General features: G+C 52.9%; 20 protein-coding genes and 1 pseudogene. 4 read left to right on the top strand and 17 right to left on the bottom strand.

All coding sequences use genetic code 11. The features are described 5' to 3' along the window. Positions 1-62: 62 nt before the first annotated feature. On the top strand, positions 63-932 hold the full coding sequence (gene rpoH / locus BC440_RS10150; RefSeq protein ID WP_037992565.1) for an RNA polymerase sigma factor RpoH: 870 nt from the start codon (positions 63-65) through the stop codon (positions 930-932). A 245-nt stretch (positions 933-1,177) separates the two neighbouring features. Here the strand turns inward: rpoH and BC440_RS23515 are convergent. Beyond that, positions 1,178-1,363: pseudogene (locus tag BC440_RS23515) on the bottom strand (NUDIX domain-containing protein); the annotation flags it as partial. A gap of 76 nt (positions 1,364-1,439) precedes the next feature. Continuing rightward, entirely contained in the window at positions 1,440-1,706 is a 267-nt protein-coding gene (locus BC440_RS10140) for a hypothetical protein (protein WP_071240040.1), read from the bottom strand. A gap of 199 nt (positions 1,707-1,905) precedes the next feature. Here BC440_RS10140 and BC440_RS10135 point away from each other — a divergent pair, with 199 nt between their 5' ends. Next, positions 1,906-2,754 carry a DUF502 domain-containing protein gene (locus BC440_RS10135; protein ID WP_071240039.1) on the top strand — a complete coding sequence of 283 codons (849 nt, stop codon included), beginning with the start codon at positions 1,906-1,908 and terminating at the stop codon, positions 2,752-2,754. Positions 2,755-2,811: 57 nt separating this feature from the next. Here BC440_RS10135 and recG read toward each other — a convergent pair whose 3' ends face one another. After that, positions 2,812-4,899, bottom strand: coding sequence for an ATP-dependent DNA helicase RecG (gene recG, locus BC440_RS10130; RefSeq protein WP_071240038.1), 2,088 nt, complete (start codon positions 4,897-4,899; stop codon positions 2,812-2,814). 234 nt (positions 4,900-5,133) lie between these two features. Here recG and BC440_RS10125 point away from each other — a divergent pair, with 234 nt between their 5' ends. Both BC440_RS10125 and mfd read left to right on the top strand, forming a co-directional pair. Further along, a complete protein-coding gene (locus BC440_RS10125; RefSeq protein ID WP_007089584.1) occupies positions 5,134-5,409 on the top strand; it encodes a succinate dehydrogenase assembly factor 2 in 276 nt (91 codons plus the stop codon). A gap of 4 nt (positions 5,410-5,413) precedes the next feature. Then, positions 5,414-8,911: a transcription-repair coupling factor gene (gene mfd, locus BC440_RS10120; protein WP_071240037.1), complete on the top strand. Its 3,498-nt coding sequence runs from the start codon at positions 5,414-5,416 to the stop codon at positions 8,909-8,911. A gap of 58 nt (positions 8,912-8,969) precedes the next feature. Here mfd and BC440_RS10115 read toward each other — a convergent pair whose 3' ends face one another. From BC440_RS10115 to BC440_RS10050, 14 genes are all read right to left on the bottom strand, one after another. Then, positions 8,970-9,656, bottom strand: a complete 687-nt coding sequence (locus BC440_RS10115; RefSeq protein WP_083379336.1) for a DsbA family oxidoreductase — start codon at positions 9,654-9,656, stop codon at positions 8,970-8,972. 3 nt (positions 9,657-9,659) lie between these two features. Beyond that, positions 9,660-10,883 carry a phosphopentomutase gene (locus BC440_RS10110; protein ID WP_071240036.1) on the bottom strand — a complete coding sequence of 408 codons (1,224 nt, stop codon included), beginning with the start codon at positions 10,881-10,883 and terminating at the stop codon, positions 9,660-9,662. A gap of 57 nt (positions 10,884-10,940) precedes the next feature. Continuing rightward, the gene (gene deoC / locus BC440_RS10105; protein ID WP_071240035.1) at positions 10,941-11,774 is read right to left on the bottom strand and encodes a deoxyribose-phosphate aldolase; all 834 of its coding nucleotides are present in this window, start codon (positions 11,772-11,774) and stop codon (positions 10,941-10,943) included. A gap of 88 nt (positions 11,775-11,862) precedes the next feature. Then, on the bottom strand, positions 11,863-12,966 hold the full coding sequence (locus BC440_RS10100; protein ID WP_247643557.1) for a succinylglutamate desuccinylase/aspartoacylase family protein: 1,104 nt from the start codon (positions 12,964-12,966) through the stop codon (positions 11,863-11,865). A 165-nt stretch (positions 12,967-13,131) separates the two neighbouring features. Further along, entirely contained in the window at positions 13,132-13,878 is a 747-nt protein-coding gene (locus BC440_RS10095; RefSeq protein ID WP_071240033.1) for an ABC transporter permease subunit, read from the bottom strand. Positions 13,879-13,881: 3 nt separating this feature from the next. Next, positions 13,882-14,574: an ABC transporter permease gene (locus BC440_RS10090; RefSeq protein WP_071240032.1), complete on the bottom strand. Its 693-nt coding sequence runs from the start codon at positions 14,572-14,574 to the stop codon at positions 13,882-13,884. Between the two features lie 87 nt (positions 14,575-14,661). Further along, complete coding sequence (locus tag BC440_RS10085; protein ID WP_062948861.1) at positions 14,662-15,459, bottom strand: lysine/arginine/ornithine ABC transporter substrate-binding protein; 798 nt, start codon at positions 15,457-15,459, stop codon at positions 14,662-14,664. An 84-nt stretch (positions 15,460-15,543) separates the two neighbouring features. After that, on the bottom strand, positions 15,544-16,305 hold the full coding sequence (locus BC440_RS10080) for an ATP-binding cassette domain-containing protein (RefSeq protein WP_348769614.1): 762 nt from the start codon (positions 16,303-16,305) through the stop codon (positions 15,544-15,546). Between the two features lie 429 nt (positions 16,306-16,734). Next, a complete protein-coding gene (locus BC440_RS10075) occupies positions 16,735-18,678 on the bottom strand; it encodes a methyl-accepting chemotaxis protein (RefSeq protein ID WP_071240030.1) in 1,944 nt (647 codons plus the stop codon). An 890-nt stretch (positions 18,679-19,568) separates the two neighbouring features. After that, positions 19,569-20,195, bottom strand: a complete 627-nt coding sequence (locus BC440_RS10070; protein ID WP_071240029.1) for a hypothetical protein — start codon at positions 20,193-20,195, stop codon at positions 19,569-19,571. Continuing rightward, entirely contained in the window at positions 20,192-21,061 is an 870-nt protein-coding gene (locus BC440_RS10065; RefSeq protein WP_071240028.1) for a hypothetical protein, read from the bottom strand. Before BC440_RS10065 ends, BC440_RS10070 begins: the two co-directional genes overlap by 4 nt. 3 nt (positions 21,062-21,064) lie before the next feature. After that, positions 21,065-22,903, bottom strand: coding sequence for a hypothetical protein (locus BC440_RS10060; RefSeq protein ID WP_071240027.1), 1,839 nt, complete (start codon positions 22,901-22,903; stop codon positions 21,065-21,067). Continuing rightward, positions 22,900-23,289, bottom strand: a complete 390-nt coding sequence (locus tag BC440_RS10055; protein ID WP_071240026.1) for a hypothetical protein — start codon at positions 23,287-23,289, stop codon at positions 22,900-22,902. Before BC440_RS10055 ends, BC440_RS10060 begins: the two co-directional genes overlap by 4 nt. Next, entirely contained in the window at positions 23,282-23,785 is a 504-nt protein-coding gene (locus BC440_RS10050) for a hypothetical protein (RefSeq protein WP_071240025.1), read from the bottom strand. Before BC440_RS10050 ends, BC440_RS10055 begins: the two co-directional genes overlap by 8 nt. Between the last annotated feature and the right edge of the window lie 316 nt (positions 23,786-24,101).

Raw genomic sequence — 24,101 nt, 5'->3', positions numbered from 1 at the left:
CTGTTTGAATTCGTAGGAAGAATTGTCAGGCGTGGTGCGTAAACCTCTCTGGAGGACATGATATGAGCACGATTAAATTACCTGCAGTACCGCAGGACGACGGTTTCTCCGGTTACCTGAGACAGGTCTGGAAGTTTCCGATGCTCAGCGTAGACGAAGAATATATGCTTGCACGCCGCTATCACGAGCATGATGACACGGATGCAGCTCACAAGCTGGTCACAAGTCACTTGCGTCTTGTAGCAAAAATTGCGTTCGGCTATCGGGGCTATGGCCTTCCAATGGCTGATCTGGTGGCCGAGGGCAATACCGGCTTGATGCGGGCTGTTCAAAAATTCGATCCGGAACGTGGTTTCCGTCTGTCGACCTATGCAATGTGGTGGATCAAGGCGGCAGTGACCGAATATATCCTTCACAGCTGGTCGATGGTGAAACTTGGCACCATGGCAGCGCAGAAAAAGCTGTTTTTCAGCCTGCGTAAAGCCAAAAAGCAGCTTAACATCTATGACAATGGCGAACTGTCACCCGAACAGGCAGATGCCGTTGCCGAGAAGCTTGGCGTGACCGGTAAAGAAGCGCTTGAAATGAACCGTCGCCTTGCAGCGCGTGATTTCTCGCTTAACACACCAATGCCGAAAGACGAAGGCATGGAGTATCTTGATACTCTGTCGTCAGATGCACCAAGCCCGGAAAGCATCGTTGCAGATGCAGAGGAACGTGTTTTACATAACGACATGCTGAAAAGCGCGATGGGTGAGTTGCCAGAGCGTGAGCGTGAGATTATCGAAGCCCGTTTCCTGAGTGATGATCCGATTACGCTTGAAAAACTTGGCGAACGCTTTGGCGTAAGTCGCGAACGTGTCCGTCAGCTTGAGGCGCGCGCATTCAAAAAAATTCAGGAATCTGTTCTGACGCAGCATGCTGCAGCGTGATCAGATTTCCACTAATCGATCAAAAGGCGGCATCTTCTGATGTCGCCTTTTTGTTTTCGTGAGGGTTGAATTTACCGACGTAAAGCGCGCGAGCGGGTAATGATGTCTTTGGTTTTGTCCCAAAGCCTGTAGTCATCAAGCTGCACGAAAGGCACCCAGCGGGCATCGGCAGCATCGCCGCCAGTCTTTAAATCGGTTTCTTGTGCTTCGGCGACGAAGTCGATCAGGGTATAGTGATATTGAACCTACCCATTGCCATCTGGCGTGATCAGGTCGACTGTATCAATCAGAACCGGGGTTGATACGATGATACCGGCTTCCTCCAGGACTTCCCGCCGAACCGCATCACGCAATGTTTCACCAAGCTCCTGTGCGCCGCCGGGAATGCTCCAACTGCCTTTACTTGGCGCCTTGCCCCGTTTGATCAGTAAAACATTTTCGTCATTCTAAATAACAGCACCAACTCCGATGATCGGTCTGGCAAGGTAATCTCGCTTATCGTCGATATCAGACATCATCCTCATCTTCTATGTCTTCATCCGGATCAGGAACGTCATGGGCGACTTTTCCTGTCATTTCCCGCGCCCTTATGGCAGGTCGGCCAAGAAACTGATCTTCGGATTCCGGATGCAAAGACATCACGAAATCGACTGCTGGTGCGTCACCCAGGGCAAATTGCCGTGCAGTTTCATAATCGGGCGCTGTTACCTTCGCTGTGCGGATACCGACAGAGCCATTATCATCGTATATGTATTCAACAATCCAGACCTGCAAAACAACTCCTTTTCAATGGCGGTTGATGCCGCCTGTTTTGTTTGGTTGCGCCACAAACTTGAATGCTGCTATCACTCTATAAATGGGAATTTCCCAGCTTAATAGTCGCAGCATTGCCATACTGTTAATGACAAATGGTGAATGCAAATATGTATTACAGGTCAAAAGATGTAATGCGACGTCTCTTCACAGGTGATCAATGACCGCCAATCACGATAATCAACATGATTCGGATAGCGAAAACGCCGGACATGCCCTTCCCAGTCCGGGCTTTTTTGCCCGTGTGCGGGCCTATTTTCTGACAGGCGTTCTCGTCAGTGCGCCACTTGTTATAACATTTGGTTTGGCATGGTGGTTTATAGAATTCGTCGACAGTAAGGTCATGCCGCTGATTCCGGGGCATTACAACCCGGTCTATTACCTGCCCGAAGGTTATCAGGAATACGGTATCCCGGGATTTGGTTTGTTGGTGATCCTGATTTTCATTACGGTTGTCGGCTGGTTCACCACCAACTTTGCCGGACGCGCGCTGATCAAGCTTTATGAACGTATTCTGGCGCGTATTCCTGCGGTTCGCAGCATTTATGGTGCGGTCAAACAGATACTTGAAACGGTGCTGGCCAATCAGTCAAATGCATTCCGTCAGGCTGTTTTGTTGGAATATCCGCGCCGCGGCATGTGGGCTATTGGCTTTATTACCGGTGAGACAAAGGGTGAAGTGCAGAACCTGACGGAAGATACGGTTATCAATATCTTTTTGCCAACCACACCAAACCCGACATCGGGATTCCTTTTGTTCGTGCCACGCCGGGATATCGTGATCCTTGATATGACGGTCGAAGAGGCGATCAAAATGGTTATGTCAGGCGGGATTGTCACACCACCTGATCGTCGCAGTGCTGAACTTCAGGCCAAGCCGCGTGTTTCCGCAAAGACATACGAAGACGTCGATGTTTTGCGTGAAAAAGAAAACATACCGGTTCTGGTTTCCAAACATCCCGAACCGGGGAACGAGAATACCGATGACAAAAGCCGCGAGGATGCGTAAAGCGGTTTAATGGAAAACAAAAAACAAGGGTGCCGCAATTTGCAAGCGCCCTTGTTTTTAGCCGGACCGGAAATAGCGAACGGCTTCGTCGCGCTCGAAAAGATACAGCAACAACCGCAATGCTTCGCCGCGCGGCTTTTGCAGATCGGGATCAAGTTCGACAATCAGTCGGGCATCATCACGTGCAATTGCAAGCAAATCCCCATGCATCTCAAGGCTGGCTAGGCGATAGGCTTGCAAGCCGCTTTGCCGGGTGCCCAATACTTCGCCAGCGCCTCTCAAACGAAGGTCTTCTTCGGCAATGATAAAACCGTCTTCGGTTTCGCGCATGATTTTCAGGCGAGCTTTTGAAATTTCGCCTAATGGTGAACCGTAAAGCAGCAGACAGGTTGATGCCGCGTCTCCACGTCCGATCCGTCCGCGTAGCTGATGCAGCTGTGCCAACCCAAAGCGTTCAGCATGTTCTATGACCATGATTGTCGCTTCCGGGACGTTGACACCAACCTCAATCACGGTGGTTGCGACAAGAATTGACAGATCACCGTGGGCGAAGCGTTCCATCACGGTGTCCTTGTCCTTGGCTTTCATTTTGCCGTGGACAAGCCCGACACGACTTTCGCCAAAAAGTTCGACCAGAATGCGATAACGTTCTTCTGCTGCCTGCAGGTCAAGGATTTCGGAATCCTCGACCAACGGGCATACCCAGTAAATCTTGGTTCCGGTGCGCATGGCACGCCCGATGCCTGATATCACGTCATCCGCTTTGTCAGCGGGCAGGACACGTGTATCAACGGGCTTTCTTCCTGGTGGTTTTTCATCCAATCGCGATACTTCCATATCCCCAAAGGCCGTTAGGGTCAGGGTTCTGGGGATCGGTGTTGCCGTCATGACCAGTACGTCGACAGCCTGTCCCTTGCCAGCCAGCATCAAACGTTGATGGACGCCAAATCGATGTTGTTCATCGACAACGGCGAAAGCCAGATCGCGGAATTGCACGTCTTCCTGAAACAGTGCATGCGTACCAACGGCAATCTGAAAAGTGCCATCTGCAAAACCTTCGAGCGCAGCTTTACGACTTTTGCCTTTATCACGACCCGTCAGGATTGCGCAGGTCACACCGATCTTTTCAAGAAGCGGGGTGATCGTTTCAAAATGCTGACGGGCAAGAATTTCAGTCGGCGCCATCAAAGCAGCCTGACGGCCTGTTTCGATTGCATTCAGCATGGCCATCAGGGCGACAACCGTTTTTCCCGAGCCAACATCCCCCTGAAGCAGGCGTAGCATGCGTCCGTTGCCACCCATGTCTTCGTAAATGTCTTTCAGTGCGCGTTGCTGCGCACCTGTCATGGCAAAGGGAAGTTCTGCTTCAAGTGCCTTGCGCAAACGGCCATCACCGTTTGTTGCTCGTCCGCCCAGCTTGCGCATCTTTGCTCGAATAAGCGCAAGGGCAAGCTGATTTGCCAGCAGTTCGTCATAGGCAAGTCGTTTGCGGGCAGGGTGGTCGGGTGACAGGTCGCCATCATTTTCAGGGTTATGAACCTGATGCAGGGCGGACTTCAGAGCAGGCCATTTGTGCCGCGCCTGTAGGGCGGGGTCATGCCATTCCGGGAGCTCCGGTACCATCGCAAGAGCCGCACGAGTTGATTTGGTAAGAGTTTTACCCGTGACACCAGCTGACATCGGGTACACAGGCTCCACGGTTTGAATTTCATCACGCTCGGCCTCGGTACCAATTCGGTCAGGATGGGTGATCTGGTATTCACCGCGATAATGATCAATTTTGCCCGAGACGATACGCTTTTCACCAACCGGCAGAACTTCGTTCAGATATTTGGCCCTGGCATTGAAAAACGCCAAAACCAGAGGGACACCTTGAGTTTTGCAAATGACCCGATACGGGCGGCGCCGATTTGGCGGGGCATCATGGCGTTCTATCCAGACATCCAGCGTAACAATCGATCCATCAATTGTTTCTGTTAGAGGCGGAGAAAAACGTCGATCAATCAGCCCCGATGGCAAATGCCACAGCAAATCGACCACATGTTCGCCGCCGATCAACCGCGCAAGCAAAGGCTTCAGGCGCGGGCCAATGCCGGGCAAGCTGTCGATTTCAGCAAAAAGCGGGAACAATATTTCCGGGCGCATGACGGTTTTCGTTGTGTTTTCGGATAAGAACGTTAATAGAACAAATCGGTTTAGATGCTGGGTATACAACAAAATTATCGTGCGACAACCGACAAGTCACGAGCCAATGCAAATTGGATGGATGACAGCATGGACCAATTGGCGAATTTACCGTACAAACCATGCCACAAAAGACAAACTGTGCCTTTGGTTTTATGCCGATGCACAGTGACCAGAAAAGACAGGAGATCGAACGTGAGTATCGACAGCAAAGAACTTGAAGTCCGACGCAAGAAATTGCTGTTTCGCGGCGGCCATCGCGGTACCAAGGAAAACGATATCCTGATCGGTCGTTTCATGGAGGCGCACCTTGCCACCCTGTCAGAAGAACAGCTCGAACGTTTTGAAATCCTGATGAATGATGTTCCCGATGCCGATTTCTTTAAGTGGGCAACGGGCAAAGAGCAGGCACCGGAGGAATATGATACCGACGTGCTGCACATGATTCAGGAACTTAGCAACGCCAGATAAAACATTGAATAAATTAAAAGAAATCATTTCAACAAAAGGTCGCAAGCGACTGTGTGGTGTTCCCGAGGGTGCCGACGCTTTGTTGTTGCGCGAATTGCTGGATGCATCGGCAAACGACGCCACAATCCTGCATATCGTGCGCGATGACAAACGCATGGCCCAGCTTGCCGAGGCACTTGCTTTCTTTGCGGGCGAGGTCGAAGTCTTGACCCTGCCGGCGTGGGATTGCTTGCCTTACGACCGGGTTTCACCGATTGCCGAAGTAACGGCACGCAGGGTTGAAACATTGACGACACTGGCTGAGGATATCAAACCGGCCAGCGGGCAGGGACGTATCGTTCTGGCAACAGCAGCGGCGGTCATGCAGCGCGTCCCGCGGGTAGATGTTATGCGCGATGGCAAACTGACCTTTAAATCAGGACAGGAGCATTCGCGCGCCGATCTGACCGGCTATTTTGATCGGATGGGCTATAACCGTGCCGAACAGGTTATGGAGCCCGGTGATTACGCGGTTCGCGGCGATATTGTTGATATCTTTGCGCCGGGTATGAAAGAGCCTGTGCGACTTGATTTCTTTGGTGACGAGATCGAAAGCATTCGCCGGTTTGACGTTGAAACCCAGCGCACTGTCGGACGGATCAACGAAATCGCCCTTCTGCCCGTTGGCGAAGTGTTTCTGGATCACGAAAGCATTTCCCGGTTCCGCAGCGGATATCGCGAACTTTTTGGCGTCGTATCGCAAACTGATCCACTTTATGAATCGATCAGTAACGGCTTGAAATATGGTGGAATGGAGCATTGGCTGCCGTTGTTCCACGACGGTATGGATACAGTTTTTGCCTATCTTCCTGATGTGATGGTCAGCCTTGATCATCAATATGGCGAGGTCATCGAAAACCGCCTTGAGATGATTGACGATTATTATCAGGCACGCCTGAATATAAAGGGCGGCGGGCTTTCGGGGGACAATGTTTATAAACCTGTGCCGCCCGAGCGGCTTTACCTTGATCAGGCCGAATTTGACCGGATGCTGAATGATCGCACGGTTCTAGAACTTTCACCTTACTACGAAGAAGAAAGTGCTGAGCGTGCCGTTTTTGACATGGGCGCACGTCCCGGGCGCGACTTTGGTGATGTTCGGGCACGGGCCGATACCAATCTTTATGATGAATTGCGTGATTTCATCGTCGCCCAACGTGGAAAGAATCAACAGGTTGTTATCGCAGCTTATTCCGATGGATCACGTGACCGTATGATTTCGGTTCTGCGCGAACATGGAGTTGCAAAGGTTGTTACGGCAGAATGCTGGGAAGATGTTACTGACGATCTGACGCCAGAACAGCTTGCTGTTGTTATTCTCGATCTTGAACACGGGTTCCGCCGTGAAGGTCTTTGGATACTTTCGGAACAGGATATTCTTGGCGATCGTATGAGCCGTCCAGGCGGACGACGTCGCAAGGCTGAAAACTTCCTGCGTGAAGCATCCGAGATTTCAGAGGGGGACCTTGTCGTCCATCTTGACCACGGGATCGGTCGTTATCTTGGTCTTCGGACCGTTACGGCGGGTGGTGCGCCTCACGATTGTCTGGAACTGGAATATGATGGCGGCGACAAGCTTTTTGTTCCGGTTGAGAATATCGAAGTTCTATCGCGCTATGGCTCGGACGAGGGGCTGTCGATCCTTGATAAACTTGGCGGCGTTGCCTGGCAGGCCCGCAAGGCCAAATTGCGCGAGCGCATTCGCGATATGGCAGGCAAGCTGATAAAGGTTGCCGCCGAACGCCATCTGCGCAAAGGGGCGGCCTTGACCGCCCCCGAGGGAAGTTATGACGAATTCTGTGCAAGCTTCCCGTTTGCTGAAACCGAAGATCAGGCACGTGCCATTCGCGATACGCTTGACGATCTGGCCGCAGGAAAGCCGATGGATCGTCTTGTATGCGGGGACGTTGGCTTTGGCAAAACAGAGGTCGCATTGCGCGCAGCCTTTGCCGCCGTAATGTCGGGCAAACAGGTTGCGATTGTTGCGCCGACCACATTGCTATGCCGTCAGCATTACCTGACCTTCAAGCAGCGCTTTGACGGGCTTCCGGTGCGGGTAGAGCAACTGTCGCGTCTGGTGACCGGCAAGAATGCCAAGCTGGTCAAGGACAACCTTGAAAGCGGGCATGTAGACATCGTGTGTGGGACACACGCGCTTTTGGGTAACGGTGTAAAGTTCAAAGATCTTGGACTTCTGATCATCGATGAAGAGCAGCATTTCGGCGTCAAGCATAAGGAACGCCTGAAAGAGCTTAAAACCGATGTCCATGTGCTGACATTAACAGCGACGCCGATCCCACGCACATTGCAGCTTGCACTGACCGGGGTAAAAGAACTTTCGATTATTGCAACCCCGCCGGTCGACCGTCTTGCTGTTCGGACTTATATCACGCCATATGATCCGGTTGTTGTGCGCGAAGCGATATTGCGTGAACGTCATCGTGGCGGGCAAATCTTCTATGTCTGCCCACGGGTCAATGAACTTGGACGGGTTGCCAAGGAACTTGAAACACTTGTGCCTGAAATCAAGTTTGACGTTGCACATGGCCAGATGGGGCCTCGTGACCTTGAACAGGTGATGACCGATTTCACTGATCGCAAATTTGATCTGTTGCTTGCGACCAATATTATAGAGTCCGGCATCGATGTTCCGAACGCCAATACCATGATCATACATCGCGCCGACATGTTTGGTTTGGCGCAGCTTTATCAGTTGCGCGGGCGTATCGGTCGATCAAAACAGCGTGCCTATGCCTATCTGACATTGCCAAATGGCAAGAAGCTTACAGCAACCGCATTAAAGCGACTTGAAGTCATGCAGACGCTTGACAGTCTTGGTGCCGGTTTCAATCTTGCCAGCCATGACCTTGATATTCGCGGAGCAGGAAACCTGCTTGGCGAGGAACAATCAGGCCATATCAAGGAAGTTGGGATCGAACTTTATCAGCAGATGATCGAAGAAGCCGTGGCCGAGGCCAAGGGCGAGATAGAGGCCGATGACGCGGCATCCTTCGTGCCGCAGATCAATGTCGGAATGCCGGTGCTGATACCGGATCGTTATGTGCCCGACCTTGGCGTGCGACTTGGCCTGTATCGACGGATTTCGGAACTGCGTTCCCGCGAGGAAGTTGACCAATTTGCCGCCGAGATGATTGACCGTTTTGGCAAGCTGCCAAAAGAGGTCGAAAACCTTTTGGACGTGGTCACGATCAAACAATGGTGCCGCACATCCAATGTTGAAAAACTCGATGCCGGCCCCAAAGGGGCGCTTATCACGCTTCGGAATAATGAATTCCCGAACCCGGCCGGTCTGGTTGGTTTTATCCAGCAACAGGTTGGCGTGGCCCGTTTGCGCCCGGATCACAAGATCGTTTATGCTGCGGGGTGGGATGGTCCGACAGATCGATTGGAAGGTTTAAAGCGCCTGATGCGTCGCTTGGCCGATATTGCTGCAAAAGCATAACGAAAAAGGCAGGTACCCGTTCAGGACCTGCCTTTTTTATTCCCATACGGGATACATGTCAGATGGGTGTTTCTTCCTGACGCGCCAGACGGATCATGCGTTGCAGGATTTCGGGTTCCTGCGCGCCCGAAAGAGCATGGCGGCCATTAAACAGGAAGCATGGGACCCCGGTTACGCCCATTTGATGGGCAACCCGGTTTTCCTGCGATACGAATTCGCGATCCATGTCACCCCCAAGGTAATCGAGGATTTCGTTTCTATCTTCGCCATGGGTGACGGCAATCTCAACCAGAACGTCAAGATCACCAATGTCGCGTCCATCAAGGAAGTAAGCCGTAAACAGATCTTCAACCAGATCATTCCCGACAGCAGGGCGTTCGGCGCAAACTTTATAGATCACGCGATGGGAATCTGTTGAATCCGGCGTCAGACGAATGGCATCGAAATTGAAATCAATCCCGACAGCCGCACCCGCAGCCTCAATCGCCTTGTAAACCCGGCCTGCACTTTCAGTGCCGCCAAATTTGGCCGACAGATATAATTTCCGGTCTATCCCGCCCGTTGGCATATCGGGGTTCAAAAGGAATGGACGCCAGGTAATTGGCATATGGTCAAGTTTTTCCCGGACAAGCGCCTTTTCCAAACGTTTCTTGCCGATGTAACACCATGGACACACGGTATCGATGATCGCCTCGATACGGATCGGCGCCATCGGTGCTTCGCTATGACCGGGTTGCCAGTTCATGTTTTATCCATTCAGGAACGAAGTACCCGCGGCCAGCGGCGCGATGCCAAGGTGATCCGCAACGGTTTGGCCAATATCGGCAAAACTGTCACGCATGCCAATCGGCCCGGGTTGAATGGCTGGACCGAATGCCAGAATCGGCACGAATTCGCGTGTGTGGTCATTGCCGCGCCAAGTTGGATCGCAGCCATGATCCGCGGTGATGATGACAAGGTCGCCCGGCTTTAAAATCGCGCGCAGTTCGGGAATGCGGGCATCGAACTCTTCAAGGGCATTGGCATAACCCGGCACATCGCGACGATGACCAAACTCCATATCAAAATCGACAAGATTGGTGAAAACGATGCTGTTATCAGGCGCCTGATCAATTTCAGTCATCATGGCATCAAAAAGGGCCATATTACCCGATGCCTTTACCTTCTTTGAAATGCCGCGCTGCGCATAGATATCGGCAATTTTGCCCACCGAGATGACCGTGCCGCCAGCCTCGCTAAACTTATCCAGTAGGGTCGGTCTATGAGGCGGGATCGCTATATCGCGACGATTTGCCGTTCGCTTGAAATCAGCCGGACTGCTGCCGACAAACGGGCGGGCGATGACACGGCCAATATTATATGGTTCAACCAGTTTAAAGGCGATCTCGCAAACCTTGTACAACCGATCCAGACCAAAATGCTCTTCGTGGGCGGCAATCTGAAACACGCTATCGGCCGAAGTATAGCAAATCGGCATGCCGGTTTTGATGTGTTCTTCCCCGAGTTCGGCAATGATTGTTGTACCAGATGCATGACAATTGCCAAGAATACCGGGCAACTTTGCCTGCTTGATCAGCGTATCGGTCAATTCTCTGGGGAAGGTCGGCACTTCAAGCGGGAAATAGCCCCAATCAAAATCAACGGGCACACCCGCAATTTCCCAATGGCCGCTTGGCGTATCCTTACCGCGTGACAGTTCCTGGGCATGGCCATAGGCGCCAATCATCGCGCCACCATGTTCAAGTCCCGGTGGGACACGACCGGTTGCATCCCTGGCGGCTTCGCCAAGACCTAACGCGGTCATGTTGGGAATATTCAGTTCTCCCTTGCGAATATCATTGTCTGCCAGACCATTAGCACAGTTTTCTGCAATGTGACCCAAGGTGTCTGAGCCCTGATCACCAAACTTGGCTGCATCTGGGGCTGCGCCGATACCGAAACTGTCTGCAACAATGATTATGGCGCGGGCCATTCCGTCTTCCTTCAGCTGTGTCTGCCATTTGGATTGATTGGCAGATAGTCATAATTCTCAGTAGTTGCCAGTCGTCTTTGGCGCAACAGACTGATCAATACCACAAGTTTCCAACAAGGCTGTCAAAACCCCGCTGGCACCGAAACGGAACGTGCTTGGCTCTGCCCAGCCTTCACCCATTATTTCATCCGCAATTGCAAGAAACAATGCTGCGTCATCAGCCGTTTTGACGCCGCCAGATGCCTTGAAGCCACAAGCAAGACCATCTTCCTCCCGGGCATCGCGAATGGCCGAAATCATTGCTACCGCCGCCTCGGGCGTCGCGCCAACTGGCACTTTCCCGGTCGAGGTTTTGACGAAATTCGCACCATGTTTGATCGCAAGGCGGGCGGCATCATAGACCTTGGAAAGATCGTCAAATTCGCCGCTTTCAAGAATGACCTTCATCGTGGTCATCGGACCGCAAGCCATGCGGGTTGCTTCAATAACATCAACGACAGTCTGGATATCCCCGGCTATAAAAGCCTTGTAAGGCAAAACCAGATCAACCTCGTCCGCACCCTTGGCAACGGCGTCTGCTGTTTCGTCGCCCACGCGCTGCGCATTGGTGCCACCGTCCGGGAAATTGACAACAGTAGCAGTTTTAACACCGCTTTGGCCCAGCGCCCGCCATGCGGTTTCGATAAATGGCGCATACACACAAACAGCGGCGGTATTCCCTGCCGGGCTTTGTGCGCGGTCACACAGTACTTCGATCTTTTCGACCGTGTCATCGTCATTCAGGCTGGTCAGATCAAGAACGGAAATGGCCAGTCGCGCGGTTTCCGCATCGCTTCTTGCTGCTGCTTTGGCGGCGGCAATGACTTCTGAAACAGAATTCGGGTCGAACATGTCGATATCCTTAAAACGCGTGGGACGCGAAGTGTTGAATTCGGCAAGGATTATACCGAACTCTTGCTATCGCGTCCCATAAAGAAGGTCAACGTGCGGTCAAAAGAAGCCCTTCGCGACCAGGCAATGCTTCGGGCCCTGCGACAGAGCAAAGCAAACCGCCGGGGACCACAAGACGCCCACCGACACGTGCGTACATGAAACCGTCTGTACGGCTGGAAAACGGTGTTTTGTCACCTGTTTCGCAATCAAGAACATAGCCCAGTTCCTGACCTGCTTTTACATGGACACCGGCATCGACGGAAAACACGATCATCCCGCCATGGGTTGCCGTTACGCGATCAACACCTGCAAGCGGTGTGGCCGTGCATTTTGCCTGGGGTAGGGGGCCGGGATCACCTGCGATAACGCCACGACGTTGCAGGAATGCAAACAGGTTCTTTGCATCCTGACTGGCAAGGTGATCATAAACGTCCTGTTCACCGCGCAATTCGATTGTGGTTGAAAGTGTTGCCATCGGGATCGGAAACTTGTCGCCATAAACGCGGCGCAATTCGACCCAGGGGCGGCTGAAAGCTTCGTCGAACGGGTTGGCGCCGCTTTCTTCGGCAATCAGGCAGGCTTCTGCACCGATTTGAGCCGACAGATCTGCTGCATCCGGCCAGCTGGAATCGCTGGTATAAAGATGCATGGCGGCTTCCCAGTCGCAATGCAGGTCAAGAACATAGTCCGCATCAATTGCCAGTTCCGCCAGTGTCAGACGTAAATCCTCAAGATCGGTCAAGGGCCCTGCATTGCTGCGGTGTTCCTTGATCAAGCGACGAAGTTCGACACGCGCACATTCAACATTGGCATCCGGATCCTGACCAAGCTTACCATCAACAGCCGCAATCAGTTCCTTACACAGGTCGGGATAGTGACGGTTGAAGTTCTGTCCGGTGCGCATTTCAAAACGCCCGAGCGGTTTCATATCAACATACTGGGTGAAACCGATCGGATTGGCGAACGGTACAACCACGATTTCACCGTTGATCTGGCCGCTTTCTTCGGCAGCTTTCAGGAGCATTTCCAAATGGTGCAGGGCGATTACACCAGGGAGCTCGTCGGCATGAAGGGCTGCCTGCAGATAAGCTTTTGGTCCTTGCCCGACTTTGCCATAGCGACGGACGGTAAGCGCGCGGGCAGTACCCATTTGAGGGCGAATCAATTCAATGCGTTCTTGTTGCATGATATTCCTGTGGGATTTGGTGGTGGCATTATCAACAGCACTTGCAAACTACTGGGTTGCATGGCTGGCTGGGACGCGTGTCCCCGAGCGATGCTTATCTTCGCTCGGGGGCAGGCACAAAAGGCTGGATCAAATATGTCCGCCAGCTTTGGCCGGAACGGATTTGTTTTCTTTCCGGTTTTCGTTTCGGCGAAGGTGCTTCTCGATCCCCTTGAAGCCAAAGGTGAGAACGTAAACAATTATCAGGTAGATCACACCGGCCGAAATAAAGGCTTCATATGGCAATGCAGTGCGAGCAACAATTTTGCGCGCGGCTCCGGTTAGTTCCATCATTGTCACCGTTGACGCCAGTGACGTTGCCTTAAGCGTGAAAATTACATCGTTGGTGTAGGCGGGCCAGATAATCTGCCACATACGCGGGAAGATGATCCGGCGATAAATGGTGGCGGGGGCCATTCCGCACGCGCGCGCCGCCTCAATCTCGCCATTCGGAACGTTCTGGATGCCGCCACGCATGATCTCGGCCATATAAGCCGCCGTGTTAAGAACAAACGTCAACAGACAGTACCAGTAAGGATCACGCAGATACGTCCAGGACCAGTGATCCTGAATACCATCAATGCTGGCGATCAGCTGCCCGCAGCCATAATACATCATGAACAGCTGCGCGATCAGCGGTGTACCGCGAAACACATAGATAAACGCAAAGGGCAGGGCTTGAACCCAAACCAGCTTTGAAACACGGGCCACGGCAAGCGGGATGGCAATTAGGGTGCCAAATACGACAGAAACTGCCAATAACTGCAGTGTCAGAAGGAACCCCTGCCACAGCCAGGTATCATATTTGGTCAGGACGTATATCAGATCTTCAAACATCGTTTACGCCCTCGCAATGCCACGGGAAGCCCGCTTTTCAAGTCGGCTGAAAACGAACAGCGATACAGTGGTAAAAGCCAGGAACATCGCCATTGCAACCAGATAGAACGTGAATGGCGCTTTTTCTGTCCCCGCACCAACCGCCGCTTTTCGCAGGATTTCCTCGACACCGACGACTGAAATCAGGGCCGTATCCTTGATCAGAACCTGAAACAGGTTATTCAGACCGGGCAGGGCGAACCGCCAGAGTTGCGGTAACTTGATTCGAAGGAATATTTGCGCTGGTGTCATGCCGCACGCCGTTGCGGCTTCAATCTGGCCAACCGGAATGGATTGCATGGCTGCGCGAAACACTTCGGAGGCGAATGCACCCTGAACAAGAGCAAGTGCCGCCACGCCCGACCAGAATGCCGGGATATCAACACGAACAGCTTCACCGCCAATAAGCTCGGCAAGGTTCTGCACGGCAATCGTGCCGCCAAAATAGATCAATAAAATAACCAAAAGTTCGGGAATACCGCGGATAATAACGGTGTAGCTTTCCCCGATTATCCTCAAGCTCCGGTAACGCGACAATTTTGCCGAAGCGCCCAGCAAACCCAGAATAATCATGAATGGCAGCACGGTCAGGCAAAGCTGGACTGTCACAAGCCCACCTTCAAGCATCTGCCAACCGCGGCCGTATAAATCAAACATGGTATCTCCTGCAAACCTTCATGCCACATCAACGTCGGGCAATAAGGGAAGGGCGGCACGCTGGTGCCGCCCTAAACTGCCTTCCGATCAATTCGGGTGCAGGTTGATTTCTTCGAAGTACTTTTTGTTTATTTCCTGATACGAACCATTGGCAAGCATTTCGGCCAGTGCCTTGTTCAGGATTTCTTTCAGGTCCTGATCTTCTTTGCGAATGCCGATCCCGGCACCTTCGCCAAAGAATTCTTTAGGCGCAAAAGTTTCCGACACGAAAGCATAGCCTTTGCCCTCATCGGACTTGACCCATTCAACGAGAACACCGGAATCGGCCAGTGTTGCATCAATGCGGCCAGCCGTAAGATCAAGCAGAGCGTTGTCCTGCGTGTCATACATACGAATTTCAGCGTTCGGGAAATTGTCTTCGAGGAAAGCAGAGTGAGTGGTCGAGCGCTGAACGCCGATCACGAGACCGTCAAGCGCGTCTTCAACAACCGCGCCATCTTTCCATGCCTCCACAGACATTCCTTCCTTACCAACGAATACCGCCGGCGTGGTGCTGTAGTAATTGGTGAAGTCGATGGAGCGTTTACGCTCTTCGGTGATCGACATCTGGGCGATAATCGCATCATATTTTTTTGCCAGCAGACCCGGAATGATCCCGTCCCAGTCCTGGGCTACGATTTCACATTCGATACCAGCCGTCTCACAAAGTTTTACCGCGAAATCGACGTCAAACCCCTGCAGTTTGCCATCCTTGTCGACATAGTTGAACGGAGGGTATGCACCTTCGGTCGCAATAACGACCTTTTCCCAGGCTGCACTTGCTGCCGATGCACTCAGTGCGACACCCACGGCTGCTGCGGTCGCAACCTTGATCCAGTTTTTCATTCATAGTCTCCCTTGTTGTTGAGAACAGGCCGTATCGACACTGTCCTTGTCGGTCGGTTCTTTCGCGGAACCAGCCCTTCCAGATCAGAAATCACGCTGAAGGAATTGCTTCATACGTTCTGATTTTGGATTTTCGAAAACTTCTTTCGGGGCACCAAACTCTTCGACCAGTCCCTGATGAAGATACATAACGTGGCTTGATACGCCTTTGGCAAATCCCATCTCGTGGGTTACAACGAGCATGGTTCGGCCTTCTTCGGCAAGGCCCGTCATAACGTGCAGAACCTCGCCAACCAATTCGGGGTCAAGAGCCGATGTCGGTTCGTCAAACAGCAGAACTTCGGGCTCTATCGCCAAAGCACGGGCAATGGCAGCGCGTTGTTGCTGTCCGCCGGAAATATGGCCGGGATAATAGTCGCGGCGTTCATGCATCCCTACTTTGTGAAGCAGTGCATCAGCACGTTCTATTGCTTCTTTTTTGGGAATGCCAAGAACATGCACCGGCGCTTCGATTACATTTTCCAGAATGGTCAGGTGGCTCCAAAGATTGAAGCTTTGAAAGACCATGGCCAGTTTGGTGCGAATGCGTTGGAGCTGTTTTTTGTCGGCCGGTTCCTGACTTCCATCTTTCAGGCCGCGCATCTTGATCAGCTCGCCATGAACATGCACGGTGCCGGAATTCGGTGTTTCAAGAAGGTTGATGCAGCGCAAAAAGGTACTTTTGCCAGAACCGGATGAACCGATGATCGAAATAACGTCACCGGTATTCGCGGTCAGATCAATACCTTTGAGGACTTCATGCTCCCCAAAGCTTTTGAACATCCCTTCGACCTTTAGGGCGGGTATGTTTGTGCTCATATCGAGATAAAGAGTCCCCTGTTGAAAGTTCTTGTTGTTTCGGGCCTGCCCGATCCGCACCAGATCGATGCTTCACCCCTTTGGACAATCCGAATCACATTCTTCCCCTGAATAATTGCCTGTCTGGGCACCGTAATTCTACTGATTTTTTGCAGTTATATGAAGAAAACGGCCCTCTCCGCATTATATTTGGCCGGGGTTGGGAAACCTTAGCAAATATACTGCTGTCCTAAGTGTTTTTACGCAATAAAAATTCCCAGCATTTCCGAGAGAGCCGAATCACACTTGGTTTTGCCGCAAATTTTTGCACCTGAACGTGGCATTTTAGTTTTCGACCATTTTTGCGGCAACCAGAGGGCAATCAAAAGGCCCGCACCGTGATCAACGTACGACGCGGGTCCGGATGATTGCTACGGCTCAATTGTCGCGAACTGTTTTGAGGAAGCCAATCACTTCCTCGCGAAGCTTTCCGGCCAAAGCCTGCATTTCATTTGACGACTGCAAAAGAGCGCGGGCTTCGTCGCTGACCATGGTCGAAGCATCGGAAACGGCTGATACATTCCGGGACACATCCTGTGTTCCCGAAGCGGCGCGTTGCACGCTATCCGCAATTTCCTGCGTTGCAGCTCCCTGTTGCTCGACAGCGGCTGCTATCGCATTGCAGAACTTGTTAATCCGTTCGATTGTTGTGGTGATATCGCTGATTTCCGTTACGGAGCGGGTAGACGAAGATTGAATGCCATCGACCTGTGTCTGAATGTCGCCGGTTGCCTTGTCTGTCTGATTGGCAAGGGATTTCACTTCGCCTGCTACCACGGCAAATCCTTTGCCTGCATCTCCGGCGCGCGCAGCTTCGATGGTGGCGTTCAGAGCCAAGAGGTTTGTCTGCCCAGCAATATCCTGAATTAAGCCGACAACCTTTCCAATCCGTTCTGCTGCATCGGCAAGCTCCGTGACGGTCTGGCTGGTGTTATTCACGCCTTCAACCGCCATGCTTGCAACCTGGATGGATTGCGTAACTTGCGCTGCGATTTCCCTGATGGCGGCAGATAATTCCTCGGTGGCGGATGCGACGGTCTGAACGCTTTCAGTCGTCTCGGCTGCGGCTTTGGAAACGGCAGCTGCCCGCGCATTGGATTCTTCGGCACTTGCTGTCAGCTGTTTGGCTACATGCTGGGTCTGCCCGGACGCATATGCGACAGTTTCAACGATCGAAAGGACATTTTTCTCGAAATTGTCTGCCATTTGGTTGAGTGCGCGTCTGCGTTCCTCCGCCAGCCGTTTTGTGGCGGCCTCGTTCTCTTTGGCGAGGCGTTCCATTTCGATAGCATTGTCCTTGAATACAACAACAGCAGCAGCCATTGAACCGATTTCATCCTTGAGTTCGGTACCCGGTACTTCTACGCTGCGATCACCACTTGCAAGGCGTGTCATGGCATCTGTCATGCTCAGAACGGGTCTCGATACCCATTGACGTACCAAAATCCCCAGAAGTCCCATTATGGCAAGGACCGCGATAATGGCTGTGATAACGGATGTCTTCCGGAAGTTTGTCAGTGACAGGTAAGCAAGGTCACGGTCGATGGCAAAGCCAAGGTACCAGCTTACGGCGGGCAGACCTTCAACCTTGAAGAAAGTGAAAATTTGATCACCACTTCCATTCAGGACGTCATCCATGCCTTCCTGAACAGTCGGGGTACTCTCCGGAAAGGCTTCTGCAATTGGTTTGAGGGTTAAATCGGTATCAGGATGGATCAGGATAGTTCCCTGGTCGTTAACCAGAAATCCGTACCCGATCCCACCTAGATCAACGCTCCGCACCAGTTCCCCCAAGGTGGTGATGTCAATATCTCCCCCTACGACGCCAACGATTTTCCCATCAGAAGAAACCGGTGTAGTCGCTGTCACAATCAGCTTTCCTGTTGAGGCATCCGTATAAGGTTCGGTAAGCGTACTGCCACCTGCAGTTACTGCGTCCGAATACCATGGTCGTTTACGTGGATCGTAATCGGCAGGCAGTTCGTCCGGTGGAAACATCAGCATTTCTCCAGATGCACTGCCAAAATACGAGAACATGAATGTATTGGCGAGGGCAGGGCGGCTGACCAGATCCTTCACACTGTCACTGTCATTCTTCCGGGCAATGTTTTGCCCAAGGCTCTCTACCAGCAACTTTCGGCCCTCAATCCAATTTGCGATCCCGGTTGTTGCCAGAGAACCCGTTTCAATCAGCTTGGATTGAAGTGAATCCTGAATTGCAGATCTTTGTTGAAGGTCGAAATACAGAATGAATGCCACAAATGTGGTCACAACAATCAGTGCCGCTGCCAAAAGAATACGGCTGCCAATATTCAGTGACATCAGGTTTTCTCCGCTGATACGCTCCACCCTGTTTTATCAGGTTGGCATCATGTACCCCGGTTACAAGAGAACTTAAGCACCCCAAACATTAGTAAAAGGCGTGTGATTTTATCTGGCTTAATCGTGTGATTGAACTGAACCGACTCATGCGTGCGAATAAACGCGATGACAAACACTTGTCTTAGCGCGGTTCAAAATTCGGCTAATAATAAGGGAGCTGGCGGAGAGACAGGGATTCGAACCCTGGGTACCCGTAAAGGCACGCCGGTTTTCAAGACCGAATAGGGGGCATTGAAAAGAAACGGCTTTTCCAAAATGTTGACAAAAATCAATGACTTAATGTTGAGATTTATTGGGGTGCATTGGGATGGGGTGGGGTGTTTTGTCCCAAATTGTCGATGTCAGTGTCCCAAATTGTCACAAGGTTTTTGATGGTTTTGAGATGTGTTGGGATACGTTGTTGACTTTTACAAAAGGTGATGCGATACAAGATTCGTGAGGCGCGCCGTAGTGCAACTTTTTTGTACTAGGGAACGTGTATCTATGTCTGAAAACAAATACCTGACGCGATACCTGACGCGTCGCGAAGTCGCAGCTCTCTACCCCGTCTCCGCCGATTTTCTCGCTCGTGTCGCACAAAAAGGCGACAAGAGACTGCCCGGTCTTCCTCCTGCTCCACCCTCAGCCGTCATTTGTGGTCGCGTTGTTTACGAACGCAGTTCGTTTGAAGCGTGGCTTGACGGCCTGATTTTCGGGCAGAACGACAATCAGTCGAAAAGACGGGGTAGAGGTAGACCAAAGAAGGTCGAACCGGGTACAGTATAAATGCAGTCGGATACACCGGCTGTAAGGATTTATATTAAAAGGGGTCGCTTTCGAGCGGCCCTTTTTTACGCCGCCCGCCCTTCTTTGCCAGCCACTACCTGAGCAAAGTAGCCGCTATAAATCGCAGCAAAAACCGCGCTTGGCGTTTGATGGGTTCGGGGGTCGTCCGTCACACTTTGCCAGCCCATCCAGTGGCTCATGGCCCAGTGCTGAAAGCACCGCGCAAGCCTTTCTTCGGGGGTGTCCCAGTAGGACGGGTCTCCCAACGGCATGCCATCCTTCACCATGTCCGCACACGTCTTGTAAAGCTCCGGTGATAGCTGCTTTGAGCAGATATGCCAGACTTCGTGAAAGAGCTTCTCGACGGTGTGAGCTAATCCCCACGCATTGAATGTGGGGTCGCAAAAGCCCTTCGGGGCCTCGAGCACAATCATGTTGCGCTCGACGAACGCGAAGCCACCGTAACGCCTGAGATTTGGTGCGATGTAGACTTCGGTTGTCGGAACTATCCGATTTGAAAGTCGTGCAATTTCACGGACTATGACAGGTAGTGACCGCGGAGCGAAGATCTGCGGTGCATCCGGGTCGAGCTTAGCTGCAACCTGCTCGGGCAGGTCCGAAAGCCGTATGCTGCGTGCGGACCCATGTTGAATCTTGATGGCGTTATCGAAAATCAAAGGGACATTGCTCATGGCTGGAACTCCGGGGTGTCACCGTCCAAATCAAGGCCTTCTGTATCGTTCAGAAGGTCGTCCAAGTCCGGCTTCGGCGGCTCAGGCAGCAATGCCATCGGGGGCTCGCCTGGAGTGAAGGCGAATGCAGAAGGCCAGTCCCTTATAGCCGGAATTGCAAGTTCGCCTTCGCGTGCAATTTTGTCCATCAGCACACCGGAATCAAAGGGTGAAACCGCAGCAACTTCTTGAAAGATGGCCTTGATTCGCTCGGGTCTTTGCGCATTGATAAGGGCAAGGTGGTACGGGTGAAGGTCCGTCCTGATTTCCCAGCCGTGTGCCGCAATGTCATAAAAGCCCGGCTCTTTATCCACACCGTAATGCGGCGGATTTACTGGCAAGCCGGAGGCCAGTTTCGGCATTTTCGACGCGATGTATGCCAGTAGAGCACGGTGACGTTGTTCTGGGGCTGTCTCAAAGAAAACATCGGTTTCTTGAGCCTTGAAAGTTAGTCCTGACCGAATGATCTGGTGCGGGTCGGTCTTCGAAAAGCAGGCTTTTGAGCCCTGTGCCAGCGCCTGCCATTCGCGGGCAAAGGGGCTGAGCAGGATGATGCAAATAGCCCAAACCCATAGGTCATCGATTTCCTTTGCCATCCTCTTTTTGAAGTCGTCTTCTTCCTGTTCGTCATTTTGACGACGACGGACGGCGGCGGCTTCTGCTGCCTGCTGACGACGCTCCTGCCTGTCCTCCTGGCGACGGCGTTGCATTTCCATCGCTACCCGGACAACGGTTATTTCGCCTTCTGTCGGATGGCGTCCAAGTTGGTCGCGGGCCCACTTGATGATGCCGTCGAGTGCGGTGTTTGGGGCTGGTAGATATGACATCTGTTATCTCCTGATTGTGGGGCTGGGGCTTCTGCCCGGTTTTGTGCCGGGTTGCAGGCGTTCAAGCCGTTCGCGGGCTTCACGTTCGGCCTTGAGGCGTTCCAACGCCTTTTTGATGGTGTCTTTCACCATCTGCTCGCGGTCGGCCTGTGGCATGCCTTGCCAGACCGTGTGCAGGCCGTGGGCGATTTGCTTGAGGTTGTAGCCCTGTCGGGCAGTTGAAAGAACGGCCCGTGATGGGTCTTTCAGACGGGCAAGTTCATCCTGAAATATCTTGCCAGCCGGTGTGATTGTGGGCGGTTTACGAACAGGTTGAGGTTGCTTGTTGATTGCAGCATCAAGCCGGTTTTGAGCGGCTTTAATGCGGTCGAAAGAACCGGAAAAACGGGGACTGTTTAGCTGCTTGTTGATTGCCCTGTCCGCTGCAAGATTGCGCGCAAAATCCGGTCCTGAACGTCTAGACGTTCGAGGATCGTTGTCTGACTGGCCATGATGGATTCCACCCCGTCTAGGATGGCTTGGAGCTTGTCCCCGCTGCCGTCTGGCGTTTCCAAAAGTTCCAGCAACGGCAGGAGCTGCTCGCTGTTCAATGCGGCTGAGTGGAGACTGATTTCGGACGGCTTCTGGTTTTGCGTGGCCTTCTGAACGAGGCTTTTGAACAAGTTCAGATTCCATTCGCTGACGGCGGGTTTGTTCGATTGTTCTGGCTGTTGCATCGGCAATTTCCTGCGCTTGACTGATTTTCTTTTTGGTGGCGGCGGCAATTTTTTGATCTTGCTCCGCACCGGCTTTCACCTGCTGCTCAAGCCCGGATGCGATTTGCTGCATACGGTCGGTGGCATCTTCGGCGGTCACAACACCGGCCTGAAGCTGTCGGCCTTCCAAACTTGGCCCGCCACCACCGAGGCCGATAATCCTGCCTTGGTCCGGCTGCTGGTCGGCCTGCGGTTGACCGGGTGCGTCGGCTGCATTCAAGTCGGCCCGCACCTGTTCAACGGTCGGCAAATCAAGGCCGTCAACCCGAGCGTGAACCTCGGCGGCGCGGATGCGAACACCATCCTCTGACTTTGACGCGGTGCCAATTGACCGTGTCAGCGAGTGAGTTGACCCGGACGCATCGACCAGAACCGCGCCCCGGTCTCCCTCCGCCAATATCAAACCTTTGTCGGCAAGTGCAGCCTGGAAAGCCCTTGGGCTGTCACTGGCCTTGAACGCGGCCAGTGCAGCAAGGCCAACCTGACGGGGGTCAATACCGGTTCTTTCCATTTGCTGTCGCTGGCGCGGAGATAGGTTTGACTGGCCGGGTGGGCCTTTCGCAAGGTCCGCCATCGCGTCGGCCACATCCGGGCGACCATCGGCCCGAAGAGCAGCGATTACAGCCTTGTTGTGCTTGCCTTTGACCAACTCGTGTCCATGGTCAAATTCGAAGCTCCTGCACAACTTTTCGCGGCGGGCAAAATCCTGTTTCATGCTCACGAGATGACCGTCATCACGCAGTAGGCTGTACTGACGGTGTTCATGCTCGCGGCCATTTTTGACGTGGATTTGGCTGGCGAAAGGCGCGTTTTCGAGGCCAAACTCGGTTTCGAACCGATGCCAGAAATCGGCCCGCATACCTTCAGTCATGTGCTGGTCTTCAGGCCAATTCAGGTGCACATGATAAACGGGTCTTTTATGTCCGGCGGAGTTGGCGAGCTGCGAGACTTCAAGAACCTGTTCTTTGATGTCGTCGGAAAACAGGCCACGACTTTCACCCGGGCGAACGACTTCGTTCGTCTCGGCATTGGCAACGTGTGCCGCTAAAGCTCGCCCGCCAGCACCTGACCGCCCGCCCGTTATCATGCCAGCCGCCTGAGAACTTGGTCGATGTCGCAACCGATCTGTTTGTTGTCGTTGATTGCGGCTTCGACAGCGGAATGCAAGGCGTGTGCATCGGTTTCACGGCACCTGATTGCCGCTTGAACGAGGGCACCCGTGAGGCGGGCGAGGTCGGCCCTAAGGCCACGAAGTTGTTGCACGTCTTCTGGGGCGGTTTCTCGGCGAGTGGCGGGCACGATGACCGGGGACAGCGGCTTGCCGTACGCTTCGAAAATAGCTTGATTCCACATTTTGCGACACAGCGATGGCAGCGAAATGCCTTCCTTTGCGGCCATTTGAGCGAGTAGATTGTAAACTCCCGGCGTGGTGCGGATGTGCATCATTTGAGTTAGTTGACGTTTTTCAGACATTAGCTCCTTCCTCCCAATATCTCGGGGAGCGCGGGTAGTGACGCGCGTGGATGCCGCGCAACCGACGGGCCTGCTCTGCATCTGCCCGCGCGAAGTAAGCGTCATCGGCTTGCACTCGTGAAGCTGCCCGGCTGCATTCACGGATGCCTGCGCGGGCAGCTTCACGAACAGCCGTCATGTTCGCGGGATCGCATGGGCTATCTTTGGCGGCTTCCGCCAAAATTGTGCCGAAGCAGGCTTCTGCCGCATTCGTGAAAAGCCGAATCAGTTCGTGGAGTATGACGGCGCGAAGCTCGAGAGCGGTCGGGTCTGCCCACGTGTCGTCGTAGGCTTCGGCCAGTTTTTGTTCGCGACGGGCGCTGCTGCCGAAATTGCCCAAATCAGCTGGCGGCTCGTCGGGAAAGCCATCCTCACACAGCAAGTCGTCGTATTCTTCGTCTTCGCCATCGTCTGGCAGAAAGGCGAGCGGATCAAAGTCCGGGAGTTCGTCGGTCATGGCGGTGGCTTCCTTTTTTCTTGGGGGTCCATGGGGGTTTACCCCCTGGCCTGCCTGTACTGCGCGGAGCGCGGTACATGGCTGGCATATAGAGAATACCCTCAATCACATGAAAGAGTCCAATAAAACTCCGCGAATACTCAAAGCAAAATAAGTTGACGTACAGTATATGTGATGACGTAAACATTTTTTACTTTAAGTAATACTTTTAAGGTGCGGGGTAACAACTTTGCGGAATTTGCGCACCCATGTACGACACTCCGCGCATCCATGTCGTGCTGCCGTCGGACTTCCCTTTGCAAGTCATCGTGACGCT

The organism is Thalassospira sp. MIT1004 (assembly GCF_001858545.1).
Classification (GTDB): Bacteria; Pseudomonadota; Alphaproteobacteria; order Rhodospirillales; family Thalassospiraceae; genus Thalassospira; species Thalassospira xiamenensis.
The sequence above is the reverse complement of the archived record's forward strand: the minus strand, read 5'-3'. Positions and strand labels throughout refer to the sequence as shown.

What these genes read in the sequence shown, in the direction of transcription:
- BC440_RS10055 (WP_071240026.1), bottom strand. Translation starts at nt 23,289, where the DNA reads ATGTCTGAAAAACGTCAACTAACTCAAATGATGCACATCCGCACCACG.
- BC440_RS10115 (WP_083379336.1), bottom strand. Translation starts at nt 9,656, where the DNA reads ATGAACTGGCAACCCGGTCATAGCGAAGCACCGATGGCGCCGATCCGT.
- BC440_RS10110 (WP_071240036.1), bottom strand. Translation starts at nt 10,883, where the DNA reads ATGGCCCGCGCCATAATCATTGTTGCAGACAGTTTCGGTATCGGCGCA.
- BC440_RS10075 (WP_071240030.1), bottom strand. Translation starts at nt 18,678, where the DNA reads ATGTCACTGAATATTGGCAGCCGTATTCTTTTGGCAGCGGCACTGATT.
- BC440_RS10060 (WP_071240027.1), bottom strand. Translation starts at nt 22,903, where the DNA reads ATGATAACGGGCGGGCGGTCAGGTGCTGGCGGGCGAGCTTTAGCGGCA.
- BC440_RS10050 (WP_071240025.1), bottom strand. Translation starts at nt 23,785, where the DNA reads ATGACCGACGAACTCCCGGACTTTGATCCGCTCGCCTTTCTGCCAGAC.
- rpoH (WP_037992565.1), top strand. Translation starts at nt 63, where the DNA reads ATGAGCACGATTAAATTACCTGCAGTACCGCAGGACGACGGTTTCTCC.
- BC440_RS10090 (WP_071240032.1), bottom strand. Translation starts at nt 14,574, where the DNA reads ATGTTTGATTTATACGGCCGCGGTTGGCAGATGCTTGAAGGTGGGCTT.
- recG (WP_071240038.1), bottom strand. Translation starts at nt 4,899, where the DNA reads ATGCGCCCGGAAATATTGTTCCCGCTTTTTGCTGAAATCGACAGCTTG.
- deoC (WP_071240035.1), bottom strand. Translation starts at nt 11,774, where the DNA reads ATGTTCGACCCGAATTCTGTTTCAGAAGTCATTGCCGCCGCCAAAGCA.
- BC440_RS10135 (WP_071240039.1), top strand. Translation starts at nt 1,906, where the DNA reads ATGACCGCCAATCACGATAATCAACATGATTCGGATAGCGAAAACGCC.
- BC440_RS10085 (WP_062948861.1), bottom strand. Translation starts at nt 15,459, where the DNA reads ATGAAAAACTGGATCAAGGTTGCGACCGCAGCAGCCGTGGGTGTCGCA.
- BC440_RS10065 (WP_071240028.1), bottom strand. Translation starts at nt 21,061, where the DNA reads ATGTCATATCTACCAGCCCCAAACACCGCACTCGACGGCATCATCAAG.
- BC440_RS10095 (WP_071240033.1), bottom strand. Translation starts at nt 13,878, where the DNA reads ATGTTTGAAGATCTGATATACGTCCTGACCAAATATGATACCTGGCTG.
- BC440_RS10070 (WP_071240029.1), bottom strand. Translation starts at nt 20,195, where the DNA reads ATGAGCAATGTCCCTTTGATTTTCGATAACGCCATCAAGATTCAACAT.
- BC440_RS10100 (WP_247643557.1), bottom strand. Translation starts at nt 12,966, where the DNA reads ATGGGTACTGCCCGCGCGCTTACCGTCCGTCGCTATGGCAAAGTCGGG.